31 protein-coding genes are annotated in these 25,289 nt (G+C 38.0%); 9 read left to right on the top strand and 22 right to left on the bottom strand.

Going from position 1 to position 25,289, the window contains the following annotated elements; genetic code table 11:
* Nucleotides 1–108: 108 nt before the first annotated feature.
* The 3 genes from RYX56_RS13225 to RYX56_RS13215 form a co-directional block, all read right to left on the bottom strand.
* On the bottom strand, nt 109–867 hold the full coding sequence (locus RYX56_RS13225; protein WP_317122518.1) for an enoyl-CoA hydratase/isomerase family protein: 759 nt from the start codon (nt 865–867) through the stop codon (nt 109–111).
* 116 nt (nt 868–983) lie between these two features.
* Entirely contained in the window at nt 984–1,157 is a 174-nt protein-coding gene (gene rpmF, locus RYX56_RS13220) for a 50S ribosomal protein L32 (protein WP_012959505.1), read from the bottom strand.
* Between the two features lie 110 nt (nt 1,158–1,267).
* On the bottom strand, nt 1,268–1,786 hold the full coding sequence (locus tag RYX56_RS13215) for a YceD family protein (protein ID WP_317122517.1): 519 nt from the start codon (nt 1,784–1,786) through the stop codon (nt 1,268–1,270).
* A gap of 227 nt (nt 1,787–2,013) precedes the next feature.
* Between RYX56_RS13215 and RYX56_RS13210 the strand changes: the two genes are divergently transcribed.
* Nucleotides 2,014–3,255 (top strand): nucleotidyltransferase, encoded by a 1,242-nt coding sequence (locus RYX56_RS13210; RefSeq protein ID WP_317122516.1) that lies wholly within the window; start codon nt 2,014–2,016, stop codon nt 3,253–3,255.
* 23 nt (nt 3,256–3,278) lie between these two features.
* Here the strand turns inward: RYX56_RS13210 and RYX56_RS13205 are convergent, their stop codons facing one another.
* Both RYX56_RS13205 and RYX56_RS13200 read right to left on the bottom strand, forming a co-directional pair.
* Nucleotides 3,279–4,322 (bottom strand): SepM family pheromone-processing serine protease, encoded by a 1,044-nt coding sequence (locus tag RYX56_RS13205; protein WP_317122515.1) that lies wholly within the window; start codon nt 4,320–4,322, stop codon nt 3,279–3,281.
* Complete coding sequence (locus RYX56_RS13200; RefSeq protein WP_317122514.1) at nt 4,297–5,109, bottom strand: patatin-like phospholipase family protein; 813 nt, start codon at nt 5,107–5,109, stop codon at nt 4,297–4,299. Before RYX56_RS13200 ends, RYX56_RS13205 begins: the two co-directional genes overlap by 26 nt.
* Nucleotides 5,110–5,283: 174 nt before the next feature.
* Here RYX56_RS13200 and spoVV point away from each other — a divergent pair, with 174 nt between their 5' ends.
* Complete coding sequence (spoVV, locus tag RYX56_RS13195) at nt 5,284–6,498, top strand: dipicolinic acid transporter SpoVV (protein WP_317122513.1); 1,215 nt, start codon at nt 5,284–5,286, stop codon at nt 6,496–6,498.
* A 49-nt stretch (nt 6,499–6,547) separates the two neighbouring features.
* On the opposite strand, the gene coaD is transcribed toward spoVV, so the two are convergent.
* Nucleotides 6,548–7,033, bottom strand: coding sequence for a pantetheine-phosphate adenylyltransferase (coaD, locus tag RYX56_RS13190; protein WP_317122512.1), 486 nt, complete (start codon nt 7,031–7,033; stop codon nt 6,548–6,550).
* Nucleotides 7,034–7,048: 15 nt separating this feature from the next.
* Nucleotides 7,049–7,609 (bottom strand): 16S rRNA (guanine(966)-N(2))-methyltransferase RsmD, encoded by a 561-nt coding sequence (rsmD, locus tag RYX56_RS13185; RefSeq protein ID WP_317122511.1) that lies wholly within the window; start codon nt 7,607–7,609, stop codon nt 7,049–7,051.
* A 349-nt stretch (nt 7,610–7,958) separates the two neighbouring features.
* On the opposite strand from rsmD, the gene RYX56_RS13180 reads away from it, so the two are divergent.
* The gene (locus RYX56_RS13180) at nt 7,959–8,348 is read left to right on the top strand and encodes a DUF7147 family protein (RefSeq protein ID WP_317122510.1); all 390 of its coding nucleotides are present in this window, start codon (nt 7,959–7,961) and stop codon (nt 8,346–8,348) included.
* Nucleotides 8,349–8,377: 29 nt separating this feature from the next.
* On the opposite strand, the gene RYX56_RS13175 is transcribed toward RYX56_RS13180, so the two are convergent.
* The gene (locus RYX56_RS13175; protein ID WP_317122509.1) at nt 8,378–9,610 is read right to left on the bottom strand and encodes an MFS transporter; all 1,233 of its coding nucleotides are present in this window, start codon (nt 9,608–9,610) and stop codon (nt 8,378–8,380) included.
* Between the two features lie 184 nt (nt 9,611–9,794).
* The gene (locus RYX56_RS13170; protein ID WP_317122508.1) at nt 9,795–10,073 is read right to left on the bottom strand and encodes a YlbG family protein; all 279 of its coding nucleotides are present in this window, start codon (nt 10,071–10,073) and stop codon (nt 9,795–9,797) included.
* Nucleotides 10,074–10,292: 219 nt separating this feature from the next.
* Here RYX56_RS13170 and RYX56_RS13165 point away from each other — a divergent pair, with 219 nt between their 5' ends.
* Nucleotides 10,293–10,610, top strand: coding sequence for a hypothetical protein (locus RYX56_RS13165; RefSeq protein ID WP_317122507.1), 318 nt, complete (start codon nt 10,293–10,295; stop codon nt 10,608–10,610).
* 35 nt (nt 10,611–10,645) lie between these two features.
* Here RYX56_RS13165 and RYX56_RS13160 read toward each other — a convergent pair whose 3' ends face one another.
* Both RYX56_RS13160 and uvsE read right to left on the bottom strand, forming a co-directional pair.
* Complete coding sequence (locus RYX56_RS13160) at nt 10,646–11,086, bottom strand: YlbF/YmcA family competence regulator (RefSeq protein WP_317122506.1); 441 nt, start codon at nt 11,084–11,086, stop codon at nt 10,646–10,648.
* Nucleotides 11,087–11,134: 48 nt separating this feature from the next.
* Nucleotides 11,135–12,142: a UV DNA damage repair endonuclease UvsE gene (uvsE, locus tag RYX56_RS13155; protein ID WP_317122505.1), complete on the bottom strand. Its 1,008-nt coding sequence runs from the start codon at nt 12,140–12,142 to the stop codon at nt 11,135–11,137.
* 73 nt (nt 12,143–12,215) lie between these two features.
* Between uvsE and RYX56_RS13150 the strand changes: the two genes are divergently transcribed.
* Nucleotides 12,216–12,989, top strand: a complete 774-nt coding sequence (locus RYX56_RS13150) for an ATP-grasp domain-containing protein (protein ID WP_317122504.1) — start codon at nt 12,216–12,218, stop codon at nt 12,987–12,989.
* Here RYX56_RS13150 and RYX56_RS13145 read toward each other — a convergent pair.
* From RYX56_RS13145 to RYX56_RS13135, 3 genes are all read right to left on the bottom strand, one after another.
* Nucleotides 12,976–13,413 (bottom strand): hypothetical protein, encoded by a 438-nt coding sequence (locus RYX56_RS13145; RefSeq protein ID WP_317122503.1) that lies wholly within the window; start codon nt 13,411–13,413, stop codon nt 12,976–12,978. The two genes, RYX56_RS13150 and RYX56_RS13145, sit on opposite strands and share 14 nt — an antisense overlap.
* Before the next feature lie 108 nt (nt 13,414–13,521).
* Nucleotides 13,522–13,779, bottom strand: coding sequence for a YlbE-like family protein (locus tag RYX56_RS13140; RefSeq protein ID WP_317122833.1), 258 nt, complete (start codon nt 13,777–13,779; stop codon nt 13,522–13,524).
* 23 nt (nt 13,780–13,802) lie between these two features.
* Entirely contained in the window at nt 13,803–14,243 is a 441-nt protein-coding gene (locus tag RYX56_RS13135) for a YlbD family protein (protein WP_317122502.1), read from the bottom strand.
* Nucleotides 14,244–14,407: 164 nt separating this feature from the next.
* Between RYX56_RS13135 and RYX56_RS13130 the strand changes: the two genes are divergently transcribed.
* A complete protein-coding gene (locus RYX56_RS13130) occupies nt 14,408–14,917 on the top strand; it encodes a PaaI family thioesterase (RefSeq protein WP_317122501.1) in 510 nt (169 codons plus the stop codon).
* Between the two features lie 28 nt (nt 14,918–14,945).
* On the opposite strand, the gene RYX56_RS13125 is transcribed toward RYX56_RS13130, so the two are convergent.
* Nucleotides 14,946–16,076, bottom strand: coding sequence for a CAP domain-containing protein (locus tag RYX56_RS13125; protein ID WP_317122500.1), 1,131 nt, complete (start codon nt 16,074–16,076; stop codon nt 14,946–14,948).
* Nucleotides 16,077–16,326: 250 nt separating this feature from the next.
* Here RYX56_RS13125 and RYX56_RS13120 point away from each other — a divergent pair, with 250 nt between their 5' ends.
* The gene (locus RYX56_RS13120) at nt 16,327–16,677 is read left to right on the top strand and encodes a YugN family protein (RefSeq protein WP_317122499.1); all 351 of its coding nucleotides are present in this window, start codon (nt 16,327–16,329) and stop codon (nt 16,675–16,677) included.
* A 41-nt stretch (nt 16,678–16,718) separates the two neighbouring features.
* Here the strand turns inward: RYX56_RS13120 and RYX56_RS13115 are convergent, their stop codons facing one another.
* Entirely contained in the window at nt 16,719–17,180 is a 462-nt protein-coding gene (locus RYX56_RS13115) for a TcaA NTF2-like domain-containing protein (protein ID WP_317122498.1), read from the bottom strand.
* Nucleotides 17,181–17,374: 194 nt separating this feature from the next.
* Here RYX56_RS13115 and ytvI point away from each other — a divergent pair, with 194 nt between their 5' ends.
* The gene (ytvI, locus tag RYX56_RS13110; RefSeq protein WP_317122497.1) at nt 17,375–18,433 is read left to right on the top strand and encodes a sporulation integral membrane protein YtvI; all 1,059 of its coding nucleotides are present in this window, start codon (nt 17,375–17,377) and stop codon (nt 18,431–18,433) included.
* Between the two features lie 34 nt (nt 18,434–18,467).
* On the opposite strand, the gene RYX56_RS13105 is transcribed toward ytvI, so the two are convergent.
* The 6 genes from RYX56_RS13105 to cyoE all read right to left on the bottom strand — a co-directional run bounded on the left by RYX56_RS13105 (nt 18,468) and on the right by cyoE (nt 24,090).
* Complete coding sequence (locus RYX56_RS13105; RefSeq protein WP_317122496.1) at nt 18,468–19,022, bottom strand: DUF420 domain-containing protein; 555 nt, start codon at nt 19,020–19,022, stop codon at nt 18,468–18,470.
* 136 nt (nt 19,023–19,158) lie between these two features.
* A complete protein-coding gene (locus RYX56_RS13100) occupies nt 19,159–19,503 on the bottom strand; it encodes a cytochrome C oxidase subunit IV family protein (protein WP_317122495.1) in 345 nt (114 codons plus the stop codon).
* 4 nt (nt 19,504–19,507) lie between these two features.
* Complete coding sequence (locus tag RYX56_RS13095; RefSeq protein ID WP_317122494.1) at nt 19,508–20,128, bottom strand: cytochrome (ubi)quinol oxidase subunit III; 621 nt, start codon at nt 20,126–20,128, stop codon at nt 19,508–19,510.
* A gap of 3 nt (nt 20,129–20,131) precedes the next feature.
* On the bottom strand, nt 20,132–22,009 hold the full coding sequence (gene ctaD, locus RYX56_RS13090) for a cytochrome c oxidase subunit I (protein WP_317122493.1): 1,878 nt from the start codon (nt 22,007–22,009) through the stop codon (nt 20,132–20,134).
* Between the two features lie 35 nt (nt 22,010–22,044).
* Complete coding sequence (gene coxB, locus RYX56_RS13085) at nt 22,045–23,073, bottom strand: cytochrome c oxidase subunit II (RefSeq protein WP_317122492.1); 1,029 nt, start codon at nt 23,071–23,073, stop codon at nt 22,045–22,047.
* 78 nt (nt 23,074–23,151) lie between these two features.
* On the bottom strand, nt 23,152–24,090 hold the full coding sequence (gene cyoE / locus RYX56_RS13080) for a heme o synthase (protein ID WP_317122491.1): 939 nt from the start codon (nt 24,088–24,090) through the stop codon (nt 23,152–23,154).
* 300 nt (nt 24,091–24,390) lie between these two features.
* Here cyoE and RYX56_RS13075 point away from each other — a divergent pair, with 300 nt between their 5' ends.
* Nucleotides 24,391–25,284: a COX15/CtaA family protein gene (locus tag RYX56_RS13075; RefSeq protein ID WP_317122832.1), complete on the top strand. Its 894-nt coding sequence runs from the start codon at nt 24,391–24,393 to the stop codon at nt 25,282–25,284.
* The last annotated feature ends 5 nt before the right edge of the window (nt 25,285–25,289 follow it).

Raw genomic sequence — 25,289 nt, 5'->3', positions numbered from 1 at the left:
TTCACTTCCATTTGTTAATACGTATGCGGCTACTAGAGGAGATAGACTTTGTTCTAGTAAGAGATTATTTCCTTCTTACTTAAACTCTATTCATTGAATGCTTATTTATTATGTACGATTTAAAAAAGCGTCTACTGCTTGGTGGTGCTCATCTGTTTCCCATAGCTTTGCACATAGTGCTACTTCTTCCTTCATTCGTGTGGATAGATCATCACGAGAAACCTTATCGACAAAACGGTGTTTATACGCTGCTATAACTCCATTCTCTACTTTCAAATAAGGAGCCAACCATTCTCTCACACCTTCTATGAAAGGTTCTTTTAGTATGATCCCTTGCAAAAATCCGAGTGCTCTTGCCTCATCTGCTTTATAGACTCTACTCGTCATCAACATTTCCATGGCTACTGGTTGAGGTAGTCTTTCATATAGCATCGAAGCTCCTCCCCATCCCGTAGTAATTCCAAGGGACCCTTGAATAAAGCCAACTTTGACATGTGGAGCTGCGATACGTAAATCACAAGAAGTCGCTAATTCGCATCCTCCTCCTACAGCCGTTCCATTTAGAGCAGAAACCGTAAGCTTTGGAAAATAAAAGATCTCTTCTAAAACGTTTTGCATTTTACTTAGCATTCCTAGCGCTTGTTGTTCTGTTTTTAACTCATGAAAAACAGAAAGATCTCCTCCTGAGCAAAAAGCAGCGTTTCCTTCTCCAATTAAAACTACAGCTTTACTAGTGTTTATTTTTGCAAGATGAAGTGCTTCTAAAAGTTGATCCATTACATCTACATCTATTGCATTTCTTAATTTTTCTCGATTCAATACAATCCATGTGAGGTCTTTTTCTTCTATAAGCTTAACTTTTTTCAATTTAAACTCTCCCTTCAATTCAAGTCATTCGACAAAACCCTCTAAATCCCTTCAAATAAAAAAATAAGCAAGGAGCTTAGGGCTCCTTGCTTATACGATGTTATCACACGTCAATATTACTTGCTGATTACGTCTTGGCCTTTGTATGAGCCACACTCTTTACATACACGGTGAGCAAGTTTTAGTTCTCCACACTCAGGGCATTTAGTCATGCCAGGTACTGCTAGTTTGTAGTGAGTACGACGCTTATTCTTGCGAGTTTTAGAAGTTCTTCTAAAAGGTACTGCCATCATTCCCACCTCCTTATAGGATTTAAATGATTACTAGTTCAGTTCATATTTAAACGAAAGCTAGCTTGTATGAAATGAAGGTCCGAACAAATGCCGGTGCTTCGATTTTCTTATTTCTTGTCATCAAAAAACTTTGCTAGATCCGCAAGTCTTGGATCTATTCGTTTTTCTTGATCTTCTTCGGTAATAATTTCCCATCCATTACCAGACGGCGGCGCTTCAGGATTTACTTGATCTTCCGCATATACTTGAAGAGGAATCTCAAGCAAAATATATTCTTTAATCGCCGGAGTTAAATCTACTGTATCTCCTTCAATCACAATGGCCTCTTCTTTCTCTTCTTGCGAGATATGATAGGCATTTTCAGGGCGGAACTGCTCAGTCACTTGCAAATCAATAGGGAATAACACATCGACTAATGTTCGAGAACATGGCAATGTTAACTCACCTGTAATATGCATATGAAACGTTAAAAGTTGTCCTGAGTAAGTTAGTTCACCTTGAACTCGGATCGGAGAAACATTTCTCACTTCTGCATTTTGTTCTTTTAAATCTGATAGATCAATCGTTTCATCAAAAATAAAAGGTTTATGCTTAGCAATTTGTAGTTGTTGCAATGTCCATTTCATGATCAATCACCTCTTGGGCAACAAAAGTAATTATAGACTTACGCTATTTGTTTGTCAACCTTTTTTCTTTACACAGATTTGTCTATAATATAGGCAATAAACCTATAATACATACAAAAAGACTAAACGATTTCCTTTACCGTTTAATCTCTTGGCATAAAACTAATTGTAGCATGTTGTGATACTAGAGTAAAGGAAGGGATAAACACTTTGAAAAGAGGGATAAAATGAGGTCAGTTGGAGTTGTGGTTGAGTACAACCCTTTGCATAATGGTCATGCTTATCACTTACAAGAAGCAAGGAAAATAACTGAAGCAGATGTTGTGATAGCTGTGATGAGTGGTTGCTTCTTACAAAGAGGAGAACCAGCTCTCTTATCAAAATGGGAACGAGCAAAGATGGCTCTATTAGCAGGAGTTGATGTAGTCGTTGAACTACCATATGCTTATTCCACTCAAAAAGCTGAAGTATTTGCAGAAGGAGCCATTAAAGTCCTTTCTGCTTTAGGTGTAGATAATATCAACTTTGGAAGCGAAATGGGTGTAATCGATCCATTTTATGACTTAGTTAGCTTTATGAAAATGAATAAATCATCATGGGATGATCAGATTAAAGCAGAAATGGATACTGGAGTTAGTTATCCAAGAGCTGCAATGGAAGCCTTTAAACAGCTTAATCAACATGAATCGACTTTATCATTAAGTCAACCTAACAATATTCTTGGGTATCATTATGTAAAAGCCATATCTGATCTAAATGTACCAATGGATGCCTCAACAACCAAGCGAACAGTGGCTCAGTACCATGATATTTCAGTGACGACTCAATCTATTGCTAGCGCAACTAGCATTCGAAAAAATCTCTCTCAGCATGAGGGTCTACAATCTATTCATCATGTCGTACCCAAGACTAGCTATCAGATATTAGAAGAATACGTTAATGATTTTGGTACGTATCATACGTGGGAATTGTATTTCCCTTATTTACAGTATGAGATTTTAAGAAGTACTCCAGCTCAATTAAGGTCGATCTATGAGTGTGAAGAGGGTTTAGAATTCCGTTTGATCGAAACCATCATGCAAGCCTCCACCTTTCAAGAATGGATGACTTTGCTCAAAACGAAGCGCTATACGTGGACAAGACTTCAAAGACTTGCCACACATATTTTAACCAACACAACAAAAAAAGAAATGAGTGAAGTAACTTCAAATGACTTGGCTTACATTCGTCTCCTAGGAATGAATGAAACAGGCCAACAGTATTTAAATCGAGTAAAAAAAGACTTACCTTGTCCTCTAATTAGCCGACTTGCAAAAGCAGAAGGCACAATGGCTAAAATGGATGATCGAATTGCTAAGATATACTCGATTCCACTTGTAAAAAACAACCAACATTCTGTACTTAAAAGAGACTATACTATGTCTCCTATCATGAAAAAAAATAACAACAAAGAGGACTCCCGCTTATAAAGTGGAGCCCTCTTTGTTGATTGTTAAAGTGAATCTAAAAAAGCAATCGCTTCTTCAAAATTGTTAATCGGGATAATCTCCATTTCAGTTCCAATATCTTCGGCCGCTAACATGGCCTCCTCATAATTAGAGTTAGCGGCGCCCTCCTCAAATGGTGCAAGGAAATAAGCTGCTCCTGCACGGTCTGCAGCGACTACCTTTTGTCCTGCGCCACCGATACGACCAACTGTTCCATCTTCACGTATCGTTCCTGTACCTGCTACTAAGTTACCTTTTGTTAAATTACCCTCCGTCAATTGGTCATAGATTTCTAAAGAAAACATTAGTCCTGCTGAAGGACCTCCAATTTGACTTGTATCAATATGTACATCTGGGTCAAACGTTACTTCACGATCGGTAACAGGTGCCTGAATCCCAATGCCCACTCGGTCACTAGGAGCATTCATTTCTTCTGGAAATGATGAAAAACCTACCGTGACGATTGTTGTTTCTTCGTTTCTTTCGATCTCAAGTTTAACGGTCTCTCCTTTAGAATATCCTGCTAACAAATCGATTAACTCTTCTGCGGTGTTAATCGATACTCCATTTACAGCTTTTATCCTATCTCCTACCTCTAACACTTCATTAGCAGGCATTCCTTCAATTAATGTGGTTACTAACACACCAAAGTACTGATAACTTACTTGTTTATCGGCTTGCTCATAAGCAACAATTTTAGCTACTTCTTGAGAATCAGTCATCATCATCAATTGGCGATGTTGATAATCCTCATCTGTTTCATTTTCAAACCTAAGCTGACTCTCTGGGTGTAGAATTCGGTATGGGCTAAACTGGGCCCACGCATAAAAAAATAGATTCGCCTTCCCCATTCGAATGGTCGTTAACATAAAAGAACCGTCAGTCTCTTCATCTGCACCTTCTACTGTAATGACATCATCTAATACTAGAGCATCTCCAGGTTGTGAATAGTAATAAGGTAATTGAAAAAGATAAAGGCCGAGGATCACAATTAATAATATTGGCCATCTCCATTTAACCCATCTACTCTGGCTTTTTTGATTCATCATCTTGCCCCTTCCAATCGTTGATTATCTGCTTGATTTTGGGCATTTGTTCATACGTTGCTTCTTCCCCTCTTTCAATTAAGCGCTCTACATTTGAGAAGTCAAGCGAACTAGTATGTTTGACAATCGGTCTAATGATGACTGAACAATCCAACTCCACTGGCTTCATCATCTCTCGTGCCATAATGTCCATACTTTGCATAATGACATCATATACGGAATTAAAATCAAGCTCCTGCCTAAAGTAGGAAACGTCTACTGCAATTGTGATATCTGAGCCCATCCCTTTCACCACTGAAACCGGTACGCGATCGATGACACCGCCATCAACCAGCACCTTACCATCTCGTTTTTCCGGAACAAATATACCAGGAATGCCAATACTCGCTCTGACCGCTTCTGCTATTGGGCCCTCCGTCATGATTACGCGTTCCCCTTTTTTCAAATCTGTGGCAATTACGGACACAGGAACCTGTGTATCTTCAAGGTTTTTCGATTTAGCTAGCAATCGAATTAATTCTTTTATACGATTACCATTTACGAACCCTAGTTTAGGTACCGTAAAGTCCATATAGTATTTACGCCTAAACATTGTTGCTAACCTCTCCATTGATTCAGTTGATTGACCAATTCCATAAAGGCTTGCAACAAGTGAGCCCATACTACTTCCTGCTAATAAATCAATTGGAATCTTCTCTTTTTCCAATGCCTTTATGACGCCAATATGAGCAAAACCTCTTGCTCCTCCTGAACCAAGTGCAAGACCGATTTTAGGACGTGACTCTTCCATATATAATCCTCTCCTATCTTACGGCTTCCCCTGTTCAATTTCAATCATATGGTCTAAACCAAGCCTCTATACGTATATTTAATTATGGACAAGATTTCATATGATCCCTGTTGAATCATAATCTCACTTATAGTAAGCCCTTATGTGGATAATTAAAAGGAGGCTGCTCCCTCGATGTATTCTGCAAAAATTAAAACGGTCCTGCTAGCAACCGCAGCAATTTTTTTAGCAGGCTCACTCATGGTGTTTCCAAAAGAATCTCTTGAAGCCTCTATACGTGGAATGACAATGTGGTGGGATATCGTATTTCCATCTCTGCTTCCTTTTTTTATCGTTTCTGAACTGTTAATTGGTTTTGGTGTTGTTACGTTTATTGGTGCGATCTTAGAACCATTAATGCGTCCCTTGTTTCGTGTACCAGGTGTGGGTGGCTTTGTTTGGGCAATGGGACTTGCATCAGGAAATCCTGCAGGGGCGAAACTTACAGCTAGGCTAAGACAGGAAGGAAAAGTGTCTCAAATTGAAGCAGAACGTCTTGTCTCCTTTACCAATTCATCTAATCCCCTTTTTATATTCGGTGCAATTGCAGTTGGATTCTTCCATAATCCAGCTTTAGGAATCGTGCTAGCTTTAGCCCATTATTTAGGTAATATTTGTGTAGGACTTCTTTTTCGTTTTCACGGTCGCCAGGAAGAGGCGAGCGAAAAGACAAATAAAAGCAATAAATTATCGGTTAAAGAAGCTCTTCGCCTTCTCCACAAAGAACGCCTTAAAGATGGAAGACCCATCGGACAACTCCTTGGAGATGCTGTGCAATCGTCTGTCAAAACATTGTTAATGATTGGTGGCTTTATTATTTTATTTTCTGTCTTAAATCAATTACTTATCTTAATTGGAATTACTTCCATTCTTGCCGTCTTTATTTCCATTATACTAACTTTTTTCAAGTTACCAAGTGATTTGAGTATTCCTTTTATTTCAGGTATTTTTGAAATTACATTAGGGGCAAAAAAGACGAGCGAGAGTACCGAAACTGCTCTTTTAGATCAAATCATTATTACGAGCTTTTTTCTAGCATTTAGTGGCTTCTCTATCCAAGCACAGGTGGCTAGTATTTTAGCAGAGACTGATATTCGTTTTAAACCGTTTTTTGTTGCGCGGATTATTCATGGATTCTTCGCTGCATTCATTGCATTACTGTTATGGGAACCACTTTATGTAAACCAACAGAGTAGCCAAGAGGATTGGGGCGTTATTCCCGTCTTCTTATCGGAAAAAACAGCAGCCTTTCATCCTATATGGGAATTAATTGTCCAGTACGGTTCTATTTTTACGTTAGTCATGCTAGTGATGTATATTCTCTTAAGAACAAATCAAGCTCTCAAATAATATATAAGAGCCAAAGACCTGTGGTTAACATCCATCAGGTCTTTGGCTCTTATTTTTCGTTAAATTTCTTTTTTAACGCTTCGGCGACAATATCAGGAACGATATCTGAAACATCAGCTTCATATTTTGCCACTTCTTTTACAATGCTCGAGCTTAAGTAAGAATAATGATTATTAGTCATCATAAAAAATGTTTCGATCTCTGGACCTAATTTTTTATTTATAGAAGCTGCTTGCATTTCATACTCAAAATCCGACACAGCTCGTAAGCCACGAATAATTGTATTAGCTTTCTTGTCATTCATATAGTTAATTAGCAAGCCGTTAAAAGAATCAATGACAACATTATCAAGATGAGCCGTTACTTCTTTTAATAAATTTACTCGCTCTTCTACAGAGAACATCGGTTGCTTGTTACGATTATGTAGAACTGCGACAATAACTTGATCAAACACTTTAGCACCACGTGTAATAATATCTAAGTGACCATATGTAACAGGGTCAAAACTCCCTGGACACACTGCAATACTTGTCATACAAAACCCTCCTAATTAATCAATCTGTGCTTTTTTAAAAATTGAAATCGTCGTATCTCCATAGGTTTCTGAACGCACTTTTGTTAATTCATTAATTTCCTCCGGCAGCCGGACACTTGCATCATGCTCTGTCACAATCACCCCATCGCCTTCTAATAGGTTATGATCTGTCAATATGCTAATTTCCGCTGCTATCTTTTGTTTAGCGTAAGGAGGATCTAAAAAAATGAGTGAAAATGAAATGTCTCTTTTTAATAACGCTTTAATAGCTCGGTCAGCATCATTTCGATAGACTTCAGCTTGATCGCTTAAATCGCATTGACTTAAATTAGCTTTCACCGTACTTACAGCCTTACGATCCTGATCAACAAAGATCACTTTATCGACACCGCGACTTAATGCCTCAATTCCAAGTCCCCCACTTCCAGCATATAAATCTAGGGCTATTCCACCATCAAAATATGGACCAATTATATTAAATATGGACTCTTTTACCTTATCAGTCGTTGGTCTAGTTGATGAACCTGGTACCGCTTTTAACGGTAAGCCCTTTTTTTCACCTGATATGATTCTCATATATGATTCCACCTAACTTTCTTCATAACCATTCTTCATCATCCTACCACAATCACCTTTTTCAAGCACCTTAGATTCTTCTTATTCTTTTTTAAGTATTAGGTATAATGCTCAATTGATTTGTTCATAATGACAATTAGCGGCATTGATTCAATGTTGCGACAACCGCGGAGAAGGCTTACGTTTCCCCATAAGTACTTCCTCCGGTTTCTCCTCTCCCATAGCCTAGTGCATACTTTGTATGCTACCTGGCACCTCGTAAGAATTTCTTACGAGGCTTTTTTTTATCTCGACAGATGCTTAAGCTCATGCTACATTTTTTTAAGAGATATTTAAAGGAGAGAATGGAATGATTCAACGATTTATCGAACTTGGTGAAGGCTATTCAGATATTTATGAGTTAACAGAACTCATCCGAGTCAATAAACATCGGATCCATCGCTTAATACGATTTGACACAACGATTAACACAATAGAGAAAACCTCACTTGCTGTTGTCTTTGAGCCTGCTACACTAGGAAAGCTAATGCCTATTTATATTTGTCGAGAAGGCATTACCAACCCTGATATAACTCCAAATCAACGCTACGATTTGTTTCACACCGTGGCAGAAGAGCTCGAATTAGCCATTCATAGTTTATCCGTGAAGGATTCCAGTCAATTTGAGGAAAAGGATCTATATTATCAATATTTAATTGGGATCTTGCGTATGAATCGGTATATTCCCCACCTACAGTAAGTTAGGTTAATCAAAAAAGCTGCTCCCTTTTAATGAGGAGCAGCTTTTTTACGTTGTCTAAACTCTCTTACAAATAATCGCTCAGCAGGTGGTAATACTTTTAATTTTACAATCGCAACGTTGATCAAAAGTACGGCAGCACAGACTAGAAATAACCCGCGCACCCCTAAATTTGCAATAATCCATCCACCTATAATAGGTCCAATCATGGTTCCAAGGTACATGGCACTATTTGAAAAACCATACGTACGACTTTCCATTCCTTTTGGAGCGTGAAGACGAATAAGCGTATTAGCTGCAGGTAATAAACCTCCTAGACATAAACCGACCATAAAACGTAGGGCAATTAATTGCCATATGTCTACTACAAAAGCTTGAGGGATTGAAAACATGGCGACACCAAGCATCGAATAAATTAAAACATGATGGGCTCCTTTTTTGTCACTTAATTTACCAAGGATAGGAGCTGTGATCATATTTGCAAACCCCATCACCGAGATAGCCAAACCTGCGAAAAAAGCCACATTCTCTGCAGGGGTCAATTCCGTTACAAATAATGATAGTAATGGGTTAACCCCCATGATCGCTAACTGAATCAGAAAAATAACAACGTAGAGAGATAAGACTGGTCGTTGTTTAGTTACAACAGCAAAGTCCTCTCTTGTGCTCGTTTTCACTTGTTGTTTATCTGGAGTGAATTTCTCATCAACAAAAAATAACACCCCAAATGCTGCAATTAATATACATAATCCAGTCATAAAAAAGACCATTTGATAACTGAATGCTTGTGCTAACAACCCTCCAATCAAAGGCCCACAAATCGCTCCAGCAACTGTTCCTGATTGGAGGACTCCTAATGCATACCCTACCTTTTCTTTTGGTGTATTCGTCGAAATTAGACCAATTGAAGCCGGTATAAAACCAGAAATCACACCATTTAATAATCTAAGGATTAGTAAGGAAATCGGCCCTACTGCAAAGCCAGTTAAACTAATAACTATAGCCATCCCAAATCCCGAACGTAAGATCATCATTTTCCGACCATGACGATCTGCCATCCTTCCCCAAAAAGGTGAAAATAAAAAGGCAGTCAAAAAATTAGCCCCAAAAATAATTCCAGCCCACAGACTTAGCGTCTCTGGGTTTGTCACTCCTAATTCTTTTAGATATAAGGGAAGAAAGGGGATAATCATCGTCATTGCACTCATGACTATAAATTGACAGACCACTAAAATACGCAAATTGCGTTTCCAACCGTCCATACATATCACTTCCTCTTCTAGTACCTTTATTATATATTTCGACTTACGAAGAATTCAACCAGGATGAACTGGCCCTTTAGCATACAAAAGGATACCAACCCTATTTAAAACTCCAATACACTCCTCTTTTCTCCACATTTCAGTTTTTCTTCCCAAAACGTAAAAAAACCAGGCTTGCACCTGGTTAGATTCCCATTTTATAATCATATTCTTTTGCTTTATCTGGTTTTGCATTTTGATATTCTGTTTTTATAAATGGACGCATTGATGGTTGTACATCTCGCACATAGTGAAATCCATTCAATTTCTTCGTAATCTCTTCGACCTTTTCTTGGTCACAATAGAAAATGACATATTTCATTTTTTTAGAGACATATTGTACATTTCCAAAACGTCTCAGTTGCCTTGCAAACTTCAAAGAAGTTAGCCACACAGCTATTCCTTGACGGTTTCCATTCTCCATAATGTCGTTCTCCTTTTTTATCTTGTACCCTAAGTCTAGCATGCCCCCAGTAATTAGAGCAACTTCATACCGGAACTTTTTGTTAATTAATCATTCATTCTTTTGTACCTCTTATATAATGAGTGACAGTTGGAAGAATCATCAAAAATGAGATAAACTAATCAAAAGGATAAAGACGGGTACGTAGACAATTTCGATACATAAAAAGGTGGAACAATTATGGACCTTACTATTATTTGGGGAAAATTCATTTCGATCCTTGAAGAGGATTCTTATATTCTAGAAATAGAAAGAAAAGTTTATAGTGGCTTCCCTTTTCTCTATATTTCCACTTTCATAGAACAAGAAAAACTAGATGACATTTTATTTTTATCCGCAGCCAAAGTGATGAAAGGGAAACGTCTCCAGGCAGATATTTTGTTTGTTAGAAAACAAGACGGTGTATTTGTATATCGAATGCGTTTTTATGTACCGAATGAAAAGTTAGTTTGCTGCGGAAGAGGTTGCAGAGATTGTATTCGATTTCGCACAAAATAAAAAAAAGTGAGCGCGCATATTGCCGCTCACTTTTTTTAACCACAACTGCAACCTCCACCAGATCCGCAGCCTCCGCTGCAAGACATTTGATCAAAATAAGGATTTCCAGTAGGAACTTTGATCGTTTTTGAAATAGAGTGAGCAATGACTTCACTAACTTCATTTAAGAGCATTTCCAGCTCTTTTTCTGCTTTTTTAAAAGCAGCTACAGATTCATTTAAGTCTAGTTCACGCTTCACTTTACGGATCTCAGTTGAAACCGTATCATAATCAGGGTGATACCGCCCGAAACGTTGAACCTCTTCATGCTTTTCTTTCATTGCAGAAAAGCGTCTAATAAGATCTTGGGCAACAGAATCTCTCTCTAAACTTTTCTTTGCACCAATATAATGAATAAACACATCGGAATGTGTGATAGATTTTGCAAGTTCTTCTGATTGATCCATTAATTCAATGGTAGTCATTGTAAGAAGCATAATGACACCTCCTACCTGATAGTATATCATGACTTTCGAGGAAACACATCAATTCCGCGCTAGTGTATCTTCATAATGAAACTCCATTTCTGCCTGAGACACTTCCTTAACTAACGAAAATTCTTTTAGATCGCCCATTAATTTTATTAAGGCAAGGTCTTTTTGTTTAGCCTCAATCATCACATCCATCTTTCTTACAGATCCTTGAATCACTTGAACAAACCTTTCAAAACGATTGGCGTCAATATAATCTGCATGTGCTCGATCACTTGGTCCATCTTTCGGACTTGAAATATGCATCTTTACAGGTAGGGGACTATGTTTCCAGGTCTCAACCACTCTTGTCCATAATGTTTGTAGATCTTTTTCTTTATGATGTACATCAAAATGGTGCAAATCAAAAACGACCGGTATCCCCAATTTCTCTCCCAAATAAAGAGCGTCCTCAATCGCATAATTTTTATCATCATTTTCTAAAATAAGCATTTCTTGAAGAGCAATTGGAATATCTGCAAAATTGCTGACGAATTGTTCAAGTCCCCCTTCAACCCCTTGCTTTTTTCCTCCTATATGAAGAACGCAACGATGTTTCGGATCTATATTTAACCCTTTTAACAACTTATAGTGATAAAGCAATTGTTTAAGTGCGTGCTGAAACACTTCTTTTGATGACGAGTTTAAAACCACAAAGTGATCTGGGTGAAAATCGACTCTCATCTTATTTTTTGTTATTAGATTCCCTAGCTCTTCTAAGTATGGAGCTAACGCTCGTTCATACTTCCAGCCATCTGTCAGAGGATGGTTAACAAGGGGTACAAGCCGTGAAGACAATCGAAAGAAATGAATGCCTTCAGCCTTATTATGTTTAATCAGTCTCATACAGTTTTCCACATTTGAAATGGCAATTCTTTCGAGTTTTCTAATCGCTGCCTCTCGGTCAGCGAGCTCTGTAAATTGTTTCACCGTCATTGTTTGAGATGGCGATGCATGCTGAAGCTGTTGACTCATTGCGACATAGCCAAACCTGACTTTTAAGGGGTGGTGTGATTGGAGCATTGACAACCCCCTCCCTTCCGTCTATAATTTTTTCGACTACTACTACGTCCTTATAAAGAAAAGGTGGATTTCATTGAACTTCGTCACATTTAATCCTTTCCGTACAATCGGAATTCCAGGAATAAAATATGTTAAGCCTGAACATCTATTTGATGAACGCGAAAAAATAAATGAAGCAGACGTCTGTCTTTTTCCTGAGAACTGGCAAGTGAATGCGCTTGTTTATGGAATGAAAAAAAATATTTTTCCAAGCATCCAATCGATTCAACTTGGATTTAATAAAATAGAAGTGACCCGTGCCCTATGGAGTGTATGTCCTGAACATGTTCCATTTACACAAATACTTGGGCGGAGTGAAGAAAGTATTCAAAAAGTATTACGAGACTTTACATTTCCCTTTGTAGCAAAAGAAATTCGAAATTCAATGGGAAAAGGTGTTTTTTTGATTCACAATGAAGTTGAATTCAGGGACTATGCTGAAAATAACCCTACTTTATATGTACAAGAATACTTGGAGATCGATCGTGATTTGCGCGTGTGCTTTGTAGGAGATGAAGTGATTGCAAGTTATTGGCGAATAAATGAAAACAATAGTTTCCACAACAATGTGGCTCAAGGTGGAAAAATTTCATTTGAAGACATTCCAGAAGAAGCTGTTGAACTTGTTAGTAAAACAGCCCGCTCGTTAGGAATTGATCATGCTGGATTTGATCTTGTTTTTGCAAATGGTAAGATGTATTTCCTTGAATTCAATACACTCTTTGGTAATCAAGGATTTCATCAGCTTGGTATTTCGATTGAACAAAAAATTCATACCTACTTACAATCAAAATTTATGGGATCATAATGGTTACTGAATCCTCAACGCCGTACCTCGTTTTATCATTTTTTACCAATTCTGCGCGGACGGTATGTTCACCACTATCGAGACCTTCAATGACAAAGCTTTTAGTGAATAATGTTTCAATATGAACGTCGTCAATATAAAGTCGGTAGTGACCTTCACCTTCTTGGTGAGTTGCTCCGACTTTTTCTTCATTTAGAACAACCTGTTGAATTAGGCAATCCATGAACACATCTTGTCCTTTAATAGCATACGTCATTGAGATATCTGGTTCGTCTTTAGCCGCTACAACTTGAATAATCGTGGTACGATAAAGTGACTTCACTCTAATCTCCTCTTCTGCAAAAGCATTAGGTACGATTGCTATGAAGTTGATCAACATACTCATATTTATAATGAAAACGACATTATAAAAAATCTTTATCACGTCACTATCCCCCATCTACAAACTCTCTCTCCTACAGATTGTCACAATCGTTGCCAAAATATGTACTCTACTCTTTTCAAACCTAAAAAAGCACAAAGACGGCTTTGATTACTGAAGCGGCCCTTGTGCTTGCGCAACGGTTTGCTGACCCATCTTTAACATTTCAATCATCATCATCGCAAGTCCCAAATGATTTTGCATTTTTTCTACCCTTTGTGGAATCGTTTTCCCATAAAAGAAATTTGCTTCTTTTTCAAGTTCTGGTATAAGACCTGGATCTCTCCCCAGCTTTCTATACCAGATAGGGTTCTGCCTGATAAACTGCCTTAACTCTGGCCTTTCATTTAGGAGTTGCTGTATCTCCATTCTCACTCTCGATTCCCCTCCTATTAATCACGTCTGAATGAAAATGGATGATCTTGATTTGACCTGGTTTGAGGACTATTAGGCTGTTGGAACGTTTGCATTACATTTTGAACATTAGATAAAACAGAACTAAATTGCGCTAAATGATTTTGTAAGTCTTGCACATTAAAGCGTCTCATCATGTTCATCACTTGTCCGAGTGTATCTGTAGCTGTAGAATCTGCATTTTGTGCTGTATTAGCCCCTTCAGCTGTATGATTATCTGTAGCAGCATTAGTGTCGTTAGCACCATCTATTTGATACGCTCTCCATTGCTCATGCTCAGGTCCTAAAACAGACCACTCTTCAAAGAACTGTTGCAACGTTTTCTTATTTGATTTAATCTCCTCTACCATTTTTGGGTGCTGACGGACGAATTGTTTAAACTGTTCGACGGAAGGATGTATGCTTTGTTGTTGTGTCATTCCCATCCTCCTCCTTTTCTTTTTGCTTATTCTATTAACACTCTCTACCCTTCACTATCATCCTATCCACTTGCCCAGTCCAATGTGCATCTTTTTTCATTGCGAGAATGTTTTTCTTTTTGCTACAATATCCTTACGCTATTATTTAAAACTGGAGGCAACTGATGACCAAAATTTTAAAGAACCAACTAAACGATCACTTTCAAGAATTGCTTAACTCCTCTAACGAAGAAGAATTACAAGTATTATCTTCACTACTAAAAGCTTATGATGACAAGAAAAACAATAAGTATGCAACCTACTTATCGGCTTTAACGCAAATTAAAACCCGTTTTTTAGAAAATGGTGATTATGAAGTATTACTCCCCATCCAACCTCTCATCAATAACCCCTTAAAGATGGTACATGGAGGCATTACTGCTACTCTTCTTGATACAGCAATGGGCTCATTAATAAATCGAGTGTTGCCGGAAGAAAAAGCAGCGGTTACAGCTGAAATGAATGTGCACTATATTAAGCCCGGCATTGGAGAAATATTACGTTGTGTTGCCCATCTATCTCATCGAGGTAATAGCTTATGTGTAGCCGAAGCGAAGGTATATGATGATAACCAGAAATTAATCGCTATGGCTACAGGTACATTTGCCATTATTAATAGACCTCAGTCACAATAAAAAGACCGGGCGCTGGCCCGATCTTTTTTCATCCAAATGGTGTCATAAAATTTTGTGTATAAAAGTCTTTGTATACCCCGACTCCCAACTCCGTAAATTCAGTGTGTAGTACATTTACTCGGTGACCTTCACTATTTAGCCAACCTTCTGTAGCAGCTAGGCCATCCACATACTTAGCAGCAATATTTTCACCCGCTAATCGATATTTTACTTCTCCCCGATCAAAGCGATCTGATAATTCTCCATAATTGGGGGATGTATGTGAAAAATACTGTGAGGTTTCCATATCAAGGCTATGCAAATAGGCCACATCAGATACTTCTTCACTCCACTCAAGGGGCTCTAGTTCATGTCGATCCCTTAATACATTTGTAAAAAAGAAGATTTGTCTTTCTTGTCCTTCTTCAATCTCTCTCCACTCTTCTTCAGTATATTCTTCTACTTCTAAAAGAGATCCTCGATAGGAAATGGAATAAGGCCGTTGTTTAACTAATAATTCATCTGTTAAATATCGTATGCTTGAAAGCTCGTTTGTATGGACATCAAAATAAAGCTGAATCCATACATCATCTACTTTAACCAGTGGCCGCATTCGTACATCTTGCTCCGTTAATTGGAATTGATATTGATTACTATCAATCTGTAACTCTACTTGTCGACTGAAATCATATTGTTCATTCAGCGCTTCATAAGACTCACCTAGTATGGTTTCTCGATTATCAAGACTGGACCATGTTAGAAAAGTTGTGACTACCTCATCATCTTCTACACCAATAAGGGTGTAATACTGTGAATTTTCATATGCCCACCATTCATACCCAAACGAGGATGGATCCTTTCTTGTCGGCTCTCCATACTCCTGAACGATATCAGAAGTTTGCATTCCAATTAGAGAGTCGTCTAATGAAGGTTCAATCGTTTCTTCTTCGGCAGCTGGTTCGTCCACTTCTTCTTTCTCTTCTTCTACCCTCTCATCTGTCTCTTCTTCCGGAGATAAAATCAAATCTTCAGCAAGTTCAGTTATATCAATTTCATTAAAAACAATTTGATCTTCTTCATCCGAAAACCAGTTTTGAACACGATCTTGAAACATAAATTCAAATAGAGCAACACATAAAAATAAAGCTATTACCATTGCAATAAGAAGTTTTTTTAGCATTTAGCTTGTCTCCTCCATCCCCTTAATTCTACTAATTCTTAACCTTTCTCTCGTTTCCTCCTACTAAATATGTAAAGTTATGATTTGTCTTGCTTATGTCATTGTGAAATAAACTCTATATGTATCTTTTTCTCTATACCTTAAGCCTTTGTCCATAAAACATTCACCAATATCCGTTGCAACAAAAGTCTTTTCATACTATTATTAGGAGGGTACAGTAAAGACGTAGTTGAAATAAGGAGGGTTCTTGGTGAAATTTGAACAACTAAACATCGCAGATAAAGAAGTGAAATTTGAAACATTAAGACATGCAGCAGAATCGGTCGGATTGGTACATGCTGGACAATGGGACTATGAACGCGTAACCTTTGATTACAAAATTGTTAATCAAGGAGATACATACTATCTTCGAGTTCCTGCTTATGCAATTAAAGGTGACATTCCACACGATGACGCCATTGTTAAACTAATGACACCGATCTTAGGGAAGCATTACTACCCACACGGTGTTGAGTATGATGGGGAAACATTCCCTAAAACAATTATTGATAAGTGTACTAAGAAACTTGAATTACTTCAAACTAATTTAGATGTAAAATAATCTTAAAGCCAGGTGGGGAATTCCCACTTGGCTTTTTGTTTTCACTTATTCATCTGTCTAATGGTTACAATTCGCAAGGAATTATTTCCACTCTTCGTTAATTCAAAACGTACATCACGTTCTACTTCATGCGTATTACCCTGTTCAGTAATTTCCACTTTTTCGACCGCATCGACATACAATTCACCCTCTTCATCTTCATAGACAGCTTGCACTTCAAAAAGAAGCAGCTCTTTTTCATTGCCTTCACTATGTGAATCGGTAACATAACGCCTTAATGAATGATAGAAACTATTGTTCGTGATGAGATAGGGTTCTAACCCATTAAAATTCCCCGTCTGATATGCCTCTACCATTTTTTCTTTATACTCTCCTACAAAATGCTCTGCCTCTTCTGCACGATCATCCGTAATACGTGTAAGGTCAGCATCATTAGAACCACACCCTATTAATACAAGGATCATTATAAGCCAACTTAATGGCAGTCCCCACTGTTTGTTCATCTAAACCTCACCTTTGTCTTAAAATCATATTATTCATTATCTCACCCATTATATCACATGAAAATCCGTTGAATTTCCATTGGTCAGAAGGATTTGTGAACAAAGTAAAAGAATTAATTGCATATACTTGTTCATGTTTTCATGTTCATACTATAATAAAGATAAGCTTTTACGTAGTAGAGAGGGGTTTCAAATTGGCAGCTTTCTTCACTAGACGCACGACTTGGATTATCGTTTCAATACTTATTCTTTTAGTTGCTGCATATTTTATTTTACCAGTATCCCTTCCTTTGGTTGCCGCTCTTTTAACAGCACTCATCCTTACACCAGCTGTTAATGCATTACAACGGAAGACCAATATTAAACGAAATGTTGCAGTTATGCTTGTCTTCACTGTTTTCGTCGTTTTCATCGGATTAACCGGATACTACCTTGTAACCAAAGTTATTACTCAAGGTACACAAATTGTGGAGAATTCGCCACAATACATTAGTGATATCAACCGAGCTTGGTTAAACTTCCAACGTAATTTAGAAGAGAAATATGAAAACCTTCCTCCTGAGTTGGTCCAAGAAATTAATATCACAGTTACAAATACTTTAAGTGACCTTCGCTCAAATATAAGTGATCGCAACTTAATTCAAGACATTACTTCGTTGGTCTCGAGTATTCCAGGTTATCTTGTGACCTTTCTTGTTTATTTAATTGCATTGTTTTTATTCATGCTTGAGCTTCCTAGGTTACGAGAAAAGATTTATGGTTATTTCTCTGAGAGAACAAAAGAAAAAGTTAACTTTATGACGTCTAGGCTTTCATACGTTGTATGGGGATTTTTTAAAGCACAGTTTTTAGTAAGTATTATTATCTTTTTTGTAACGTTAGTTGGTCTATTATTTATCGCGCCAGAAGTAGCTCTGTTAATGGCCTTTATTATTTGGTTAATTGATTTTGTACCTATTATAGGCTCTATTGTGATCTTGGCACCTTGGGCGATTTTTCAATTAATAGTTGGAGATGTTAACACAGGTTCTAAGCTTCTTATTTTAGCCGCTGTGCTACTGATTATAAGACGTACAGTGGAACCTAAAGTAATGGGGCAACATATTGGTCTATCTCCACTAGCAACATTAATAGCTATGTATTTAGGCTTAATGCTCTTTGGAGTCATTGGTTTTATTATTGGACCGCTTCTTGTCATTGCCTTTACTTCTGCTAAAGAAGCCGGAATTATTAAATTCAATTTCAAGTTATAGTAAAAAGCATCATGCCATCAGGCATGATGCTTTTTTAATAATACGGTGAAATCATTAAATAAACGATAACTCCGGTTAAGCTAACATATAACCAAATAGGCATAGTCCAACGTGCTATTTTACGATGACGCTCATTTTCCATATTCCAAGCACGAGCCACAGATGTAAGCGCAAGCGGAACAATAATTGCTGCTAATACGATGTGGGTAATTAAAATAAAGTAATAAATTCCAGCCATTATTCCTGACCCACCATAAGGCGTTGAAGCCGATAGAAAGTGGTGCCCTACATATGTGACCAAAAATAGAGTAGTCGTAATAAACGCAGCGTAGATAAAACGGCGATGAACTTTAACGTTTTTCTTTAATATCGCAATTAAGGCCCCTACTAAAAATAAGAAGGTAAAGCTGTTAAAAATCGCATTCATCATTGGAAGGATCTTTACATCAAAAGCATTAAAATTATCATATCCAGGTAAGCCAGATAATAATATGACTAACCCATTAATAACAATTGTTACGATAATAATAAAGGGTTTATAATTTCTTTTCTTGAACGTAGGATTGTCTACTGCTTGTTGCTCATTCACCTCGGAAAACTCCTTTCCTTCAATCAATCTTTTCTTCTCTATTATACATGATTGTCCCTAACTTTTATCGAATCGGTTTGTCACAATCTCTTGAACAAAAAAGCCCTCATTCATAAGAATGAGGACTTTTGACAACTTAGTATTTAGTTACCCCTAACAATAGCATTAATGCTGCAATTGTCGGAACCGTAATGAAAATACCAGAGATCATAAACGCATTTGCCCAACCATGGTCTTTATCCTTCATGTGCATAAAGAATAATAATTGAAGAGAAAATTGAATCACGGCTAGAAGGAAGATAAATGGAACTGCAAATGAACGTGGAATTATATCCGATGCAACAGCCATAAATGACATCAATGTTAAGAAAATCATTAAGGCAAATACTACGATTTGCTTACGAATTTCCTTTTTAATCTGACGTCTCTCTTCGTCTGTCATCGCACTCTTATCAAATGATTGACTCAAATTATCTGCCATGTGATCAACCTCCTACTCCCATAAGATAGACAACTGTGAAGATGAATACCCACACAACGTCGATAAAATGCCAGTATAAACCAGCAACATAGAACTTAGGAGCATTAGTTAACGTGATACCACTCTTTCTGTAACGAATAAGAAGAACCATGATCCAACTTAAACCGAAGGCAACGTGGGCACCATGCAAACCAACAAGTGAATAGAATGCCGAGGCAAATGCACTTGTAGAGAACCCAAATTCATAATCAGTAACATAGTGATGGAATTCATAAATCTCAAATCCTAAGAATGCAAGACCTAATACAACTGTGATCCACATCCAAATCATCATTGCTTTGAAGTTATTTTTCTTCATCGCAAACATTGCCAATACACTTGTTAAACTACTTGTTAAAAGTAACATTGTCATGATAAACACTAGGTCTAGTGCAACGAGATCAGCTGAAGTAGGACCATCAGCTGTACCTCCACGAAGTCCTAAAAATGTACCAAAGAATGTTGCGAAAAGGATGGTTTCACCACCAAGGAAGAACCAGAAACCGAGAAATTTATTTTTCCCTTCAAGTGTAGCCCTCTCTGGATGAGAAGGAAGACCTTTTGACGTATCAACTGCACCTGCCATTTCTTAGTTCCCTCCTTTCTTTAATTCCGCTAAGTCAGCTTTTACTTGTTCAGCAGGAATGTGGTAACCATGGTCTTCTTTTACTGAACGTACGAACATACAACCGAATGTAATAACTAGACCACCAATAGCTACAATCCAAGGGTTGATCAGTGGGTTATCCATGTTAAGCATGATTAAACCAAACCCTGCAAAGAACAAGCCAATTGACATGATGAGAGGTAAGATTGAACCGTTAGGCATGTGAATGTCTGTAACAGGCTCAGCTGGCTTCATCGTGCCATCACCGTGAATTTTTTCATAGAACAATGGATCAAGAGAACGAACTTGCGGAGTTTGTGCAAAGTTATACTCAGGAACCGGAGTAGGAGTTGCCCACTCAAGAGTACGAGCATCCCATGGATCTGCAACAGTCACACGCTCACCCTTGTATGCAGAGTAAATCACGTTAATGACAAGTAAAATAACACCAGCAGACATGAAGAATGTACCGATCGTACTAATAAAGTTAAACGCATCAAGTCCTTGGTCGCCAAGGTATGTGTAAACACGACGTGGCATACCCATTAATCCTAATAAATGTTGAACGAAGAATGTTAAATGGAAACCAATGTAGAAAATCCAGAAGAATAATTTACCTAACGTTTCATTCAACATATGTCCAAACATTTTCGGATACCAATAGAATAGACCCGCAAATAACGAAAGTACGATACCACCTACAATAATGTAGTGGAAGTGAGCTACTACGAAGTACGTATCATGGTATAAGTAGTCCACAGGAGCCATCGCAAGCATTACCCCAGTTACCCCACCAAGTACGAAAGTCGGAACGAATGAAGAAGCAAATAACATCGCTGTGTTAAATGTAATCTTCCCGCCCCACATCGTAAATAGCCAGTTAAAGATTTTAATACCCGTCGGAACGGCAATGGTCATCGTTGCTACAGCAAAGATTGAGTTTGCAACAGGACCCATACCAACTGTAAACATATGGTGAGCCCAAACCATGAATCCTAAGAAAGCAATAATCATAGTCGCGAATACCATCGCTGTATAACCAAATAGACGCTTTCTTGAGAATGCAGGAATAACCTCAGAAATAATACCGAAAGCTGGTAACACTAAGATATATACCTCAGGGTGACCAAAAATCCAGAAAATATGTTGCCATAAAACAGCGTTACCACCCATGCTTGGAATGAAGTATTGAGCCTCAAACAAACGATCTAGCATTAATAATGCAAGACCTGCAGCAAGTGGTGTGAATGCGAAAAGAATTAATGTAGACGAAATAAATGATGTCCAAACGAATAATGGCAGGCGCATCATCGTCATACCTGGTGCACGCATATTAACGATTGTAACTAAGAAGTTAATCGCCGAAATAAGTGTACCAATACCTGAGACTTGTAAACCTAATACATAGAAGTCAAGTCCAAGTCCACCGTAATCACGGCTTGAAAGTGGTACATAAGCTGTCCAACCAGCATCTGGTCCGCCACCAAAGAACCAACTCAAACTTAGTAAAAGTCCACCAGAAAAGAAGATCCAGAAACCGAGCGCGTTGACAAACGGGAATGCAACGTCACGAGCACCGATTTGTAGTGGAATAACGTAGTTCATAAATGCAAACAATAATGGTGTGGCTGCTAAGAATAGCATAATCGTACCGTGCATCGTAATAAACTCATTAAATGTTTGACCACTTAAGAAGTTCATTTCAGGATACATCAGCTGAATACGCATAAATAGCGCCATTACACCAGCTTTGACAAAGAAAAGTGTCCCTGCGATCAAATACATAATCGCAATCTTTTTATGGTCAACGGTTGTTAACCAATCCCAGATGACACTTTTTTCTTGTTTCTGTGTAGCCAATGGGTTTACCTCCTTCTAAATCAAGTTCGCTAGTCTTATTCCATTACATTTAAAGAACGCAGATATGCAATAAGAGCTTCCATATCTTCATCACTCATATCAGGGAATGCAGGCATTTCATTACCTTGTTTAAGAGATTCAGGATCACGAATCCAAGCTTCTAGATTCTCGTCTGTATTCTCAAGGTATCCAGCAATTACTTCACGCTCACCAAAGTTGGTAAAAGTAGGACCTGCTGCAGTTCCAGCTCCACCTACTGCGTGACAGCCGATACAAGAATTTTCTTCAAACACTGCGCGACCTTGGTTTGCAAGCGTTTCAGTTGGTTCTTCAACCTCAGCTGTCATACCTTCAACCCAAGCATCGTATTCATCACGCTCAAGAGCGATCAGTTTAAAGTCCATCAAAGCATGTGAAGGACCACAAAGCTCAGCACATTTACCTTTGTAGACACCAGGCTCATCTGCTTCTAACCACATATGATTAGTAATACCAGGAACGGTATCAATCTTACCACCTAAAGCAGGTACCCAAAATGAGTGCAATACATCTTGTGCATGAAGTTCGAAGATTACTTTCTCTCCCACTGGAATATATACTTCTTGCCCAGCAGTAAAGCCTTCTTCTTCATAGTCAAATTGCCACCAGAATTGATGACCTGTTACCTTAATGTAAACAGTATCCTCGCCCACTTCTGGGTCTGGTTCATTATCTGCAAACATAAACGTACCAGTAATTGTTGGTACCGCTAAGATGATAAGCAGAATAATAGGAATAACTGTCCACGTAATTTCAAGTGCCGTATTCCCGTGAACCTGTTTAGGAATCTCGTCGTCACCAGGCTTGCGACGATATTTTGCAAGAATGATGAAAAAGATTGCAAATACGACAATACTCACAAGGGCCATGACAATTATTGAAAGAATCATATTATCATAAATCCATTGTGACTGAGGACCCTTAGGATCAAGAGCCGTTAGGTTTTCCTCCCCCAGACACCCTGTCAACAATAGGGTTAAAAATGAAAGAGGTAGAAAACGCGATGCTGTTTTCCAAAGTTTCATCTGACAATCCAACCTCACTTTCGTCAAGTAGTTATGACTACATAAAAATATTTATCATCAAAAATTCACCTCTAATTACTAGAAATGAACAATGACCATAAGAACAAAAAGAATCGTTAAGTAATTTAACGAATAAACAAACATTAGTCTTGCCCACTTAATATCGTCTTTCATCTTAAATCCAGCAATCCCAAGGGCAAGCCAACCTACCCCAAGTACAGCTGCAACGACAGTGTAGACAATCCCAAATGGATAGAGCATTAACGAAACTGGCAATAAGGCAGCAACATACACAACCATTTGTCTTTTCGTCATCTCAAACCCTGCCACAACTGGCAGCATCGGAATTCCAGCTGCTCGGTACTCTTCCACACGCTTCATTGCTAGTGCTAAGAAGTGTGGGGGTTGCCAGAAAAACATAATAAAGAATAGCAACCAAGCATACATATGAAGACTTCCATCAATTGCAGCCCACCCAATTAATGGCGGTACAGCTCCAGAAAAGCTTCCTACAATTGTATTTAATGTAGTTGTTCTCTTGGTCCACATAGTGTAGAGCACTACATAAATAAACAAACCAATTAAACCAATTACTGCTGCTGTTGGAGTTGTAAGCGCTAAAAAGATTATTCCTAAAGCAGCCTGCCCAAGTCCAACAAGTAATACATGTTTAGCAGTAAAGCGACCTGTTACAGTTGGCCTTTCTTTTGTTCGCTCCATGAGGTGATCAATGTCACGGTCAATGTAGTTGTTTAGTGTACATCCACCTGCCATAACTAAAGCAGCCCCTAGAAGCGCAAAAATCATTGTTCCAAGATGCGTGGTAAAGACTGCACCTGTATAAACAATTGCCAAGTAAATTCCGGCAAAGGTTGTAATTAAATTAGAAGTAACTATCCCCTGCTTTGCTAACACAAGATAATCTTTCCATGATTTTTGCTGAACGTCAGCAACTGATGAATCAGGACCAGCTTCGATTACATCTGTTGCATCGATGGCTGTATTTGACTTATTCATCAATTCTTCACCCCCTTTGTAGAATGAACCATTCGTACAGACATTTCTACAAAAATAAATTAGGCGTCATTATCACACCTAATATCTGTCACAATCACATTATATCTCAAAATCTTATTTGTTTCAGCAAAATCACGAGTTTCACATTTTCTTCACATTTGAAATTCGACATAAAATATTCACGGTGAGGAAATTGACTTTTATTTGCTTTATTTTTAAGATCAGATGAGACAAATGTTTTTTACTCTTGCTTACTCTAGCATAAAATCAGATAATTTTATAGAAGGAAAGGTGAATTTAGTGCACAAACGTTTGAAATTATACAGTGTGATTACTTCTATTGGGATACTAATTGTTCTCCTACAAGGTGCACTCGTTACAAAAACCGGGTCTGGTGAAGGATGCGGAGCAACTTGGCCCTTGTGTTTTGGTGAAGTTATTCCAACCAGCCCTGCAATTGAAACGATCATAGAATATAGTCACCGCATTGTCTCTGGTTTAGTAGGTGCCATGGTCATTATCCTTGCCATCTGGGCATGGAAACAGCTTAAACACATGAGAGAGGCGAAAACTCTTTCCATTGCAGCGGTCGTTCTTATTATCTTTCAGGGATTACTTGGAGCTGGTGCAGTTGTCTTTGGTCAATCAAAAGCCATCTTAGCGCTACATTTTGGTATTTCTGCTATGTCGCTGGCATCTGTGGTACTTTTAACCATTATTGCTTTTGAAGACGGACGTCAAAACCAAATAGCTCCTAAAGTTAGCAAAGGATTTAAATACTATGTATTTTTCGTCATTACTTATTGTTATGCCGTCATCTATTCAGGCGCCTATGTAAAACATTCAGAAGCGACATTAGCTTGCGCTGGTTTCCCTTTATGTAATGGTCAATTATTCCCCGGGTTATCAGGCCCGATAGGAGCACATTATTTCCATAGAGTGGTAGGAACGCTTCTTCTTATTACATTGCTTATTCTTATGATTTGGACGTTATCACGCTATCGTCATCACCGTATACTCGTGTGGACAAGCGTTTTAGCCTTTTTATTGGTAGTTGGTCAGTTTGTTAGTGGTATTTCAGTAGTATTTACTCAAAATGCTTTATCTGTCGGACTTATTCATGCGTTAATTATTTCTATATTGTTTTCAACGCTTTGCTATATGACGATGATTCTTACAAGACCTTCTAAATGAACAAA

The sequence above is a fragment of the Alkalihalophilus lindianensis genome, from assembly GCF_032843265.1.
GTDB classification, from domain to species: Bacteria; Bacillota; Bacilli; order Bacillales; family Bacillaceae_D; genus Alkalihalophilus; species Alkalihalophilus lindianensis.
Note: the sequence above shows the minus strand (reverse complement) of the source record. Positions and strands in the feature narration are given on the sequence as shown.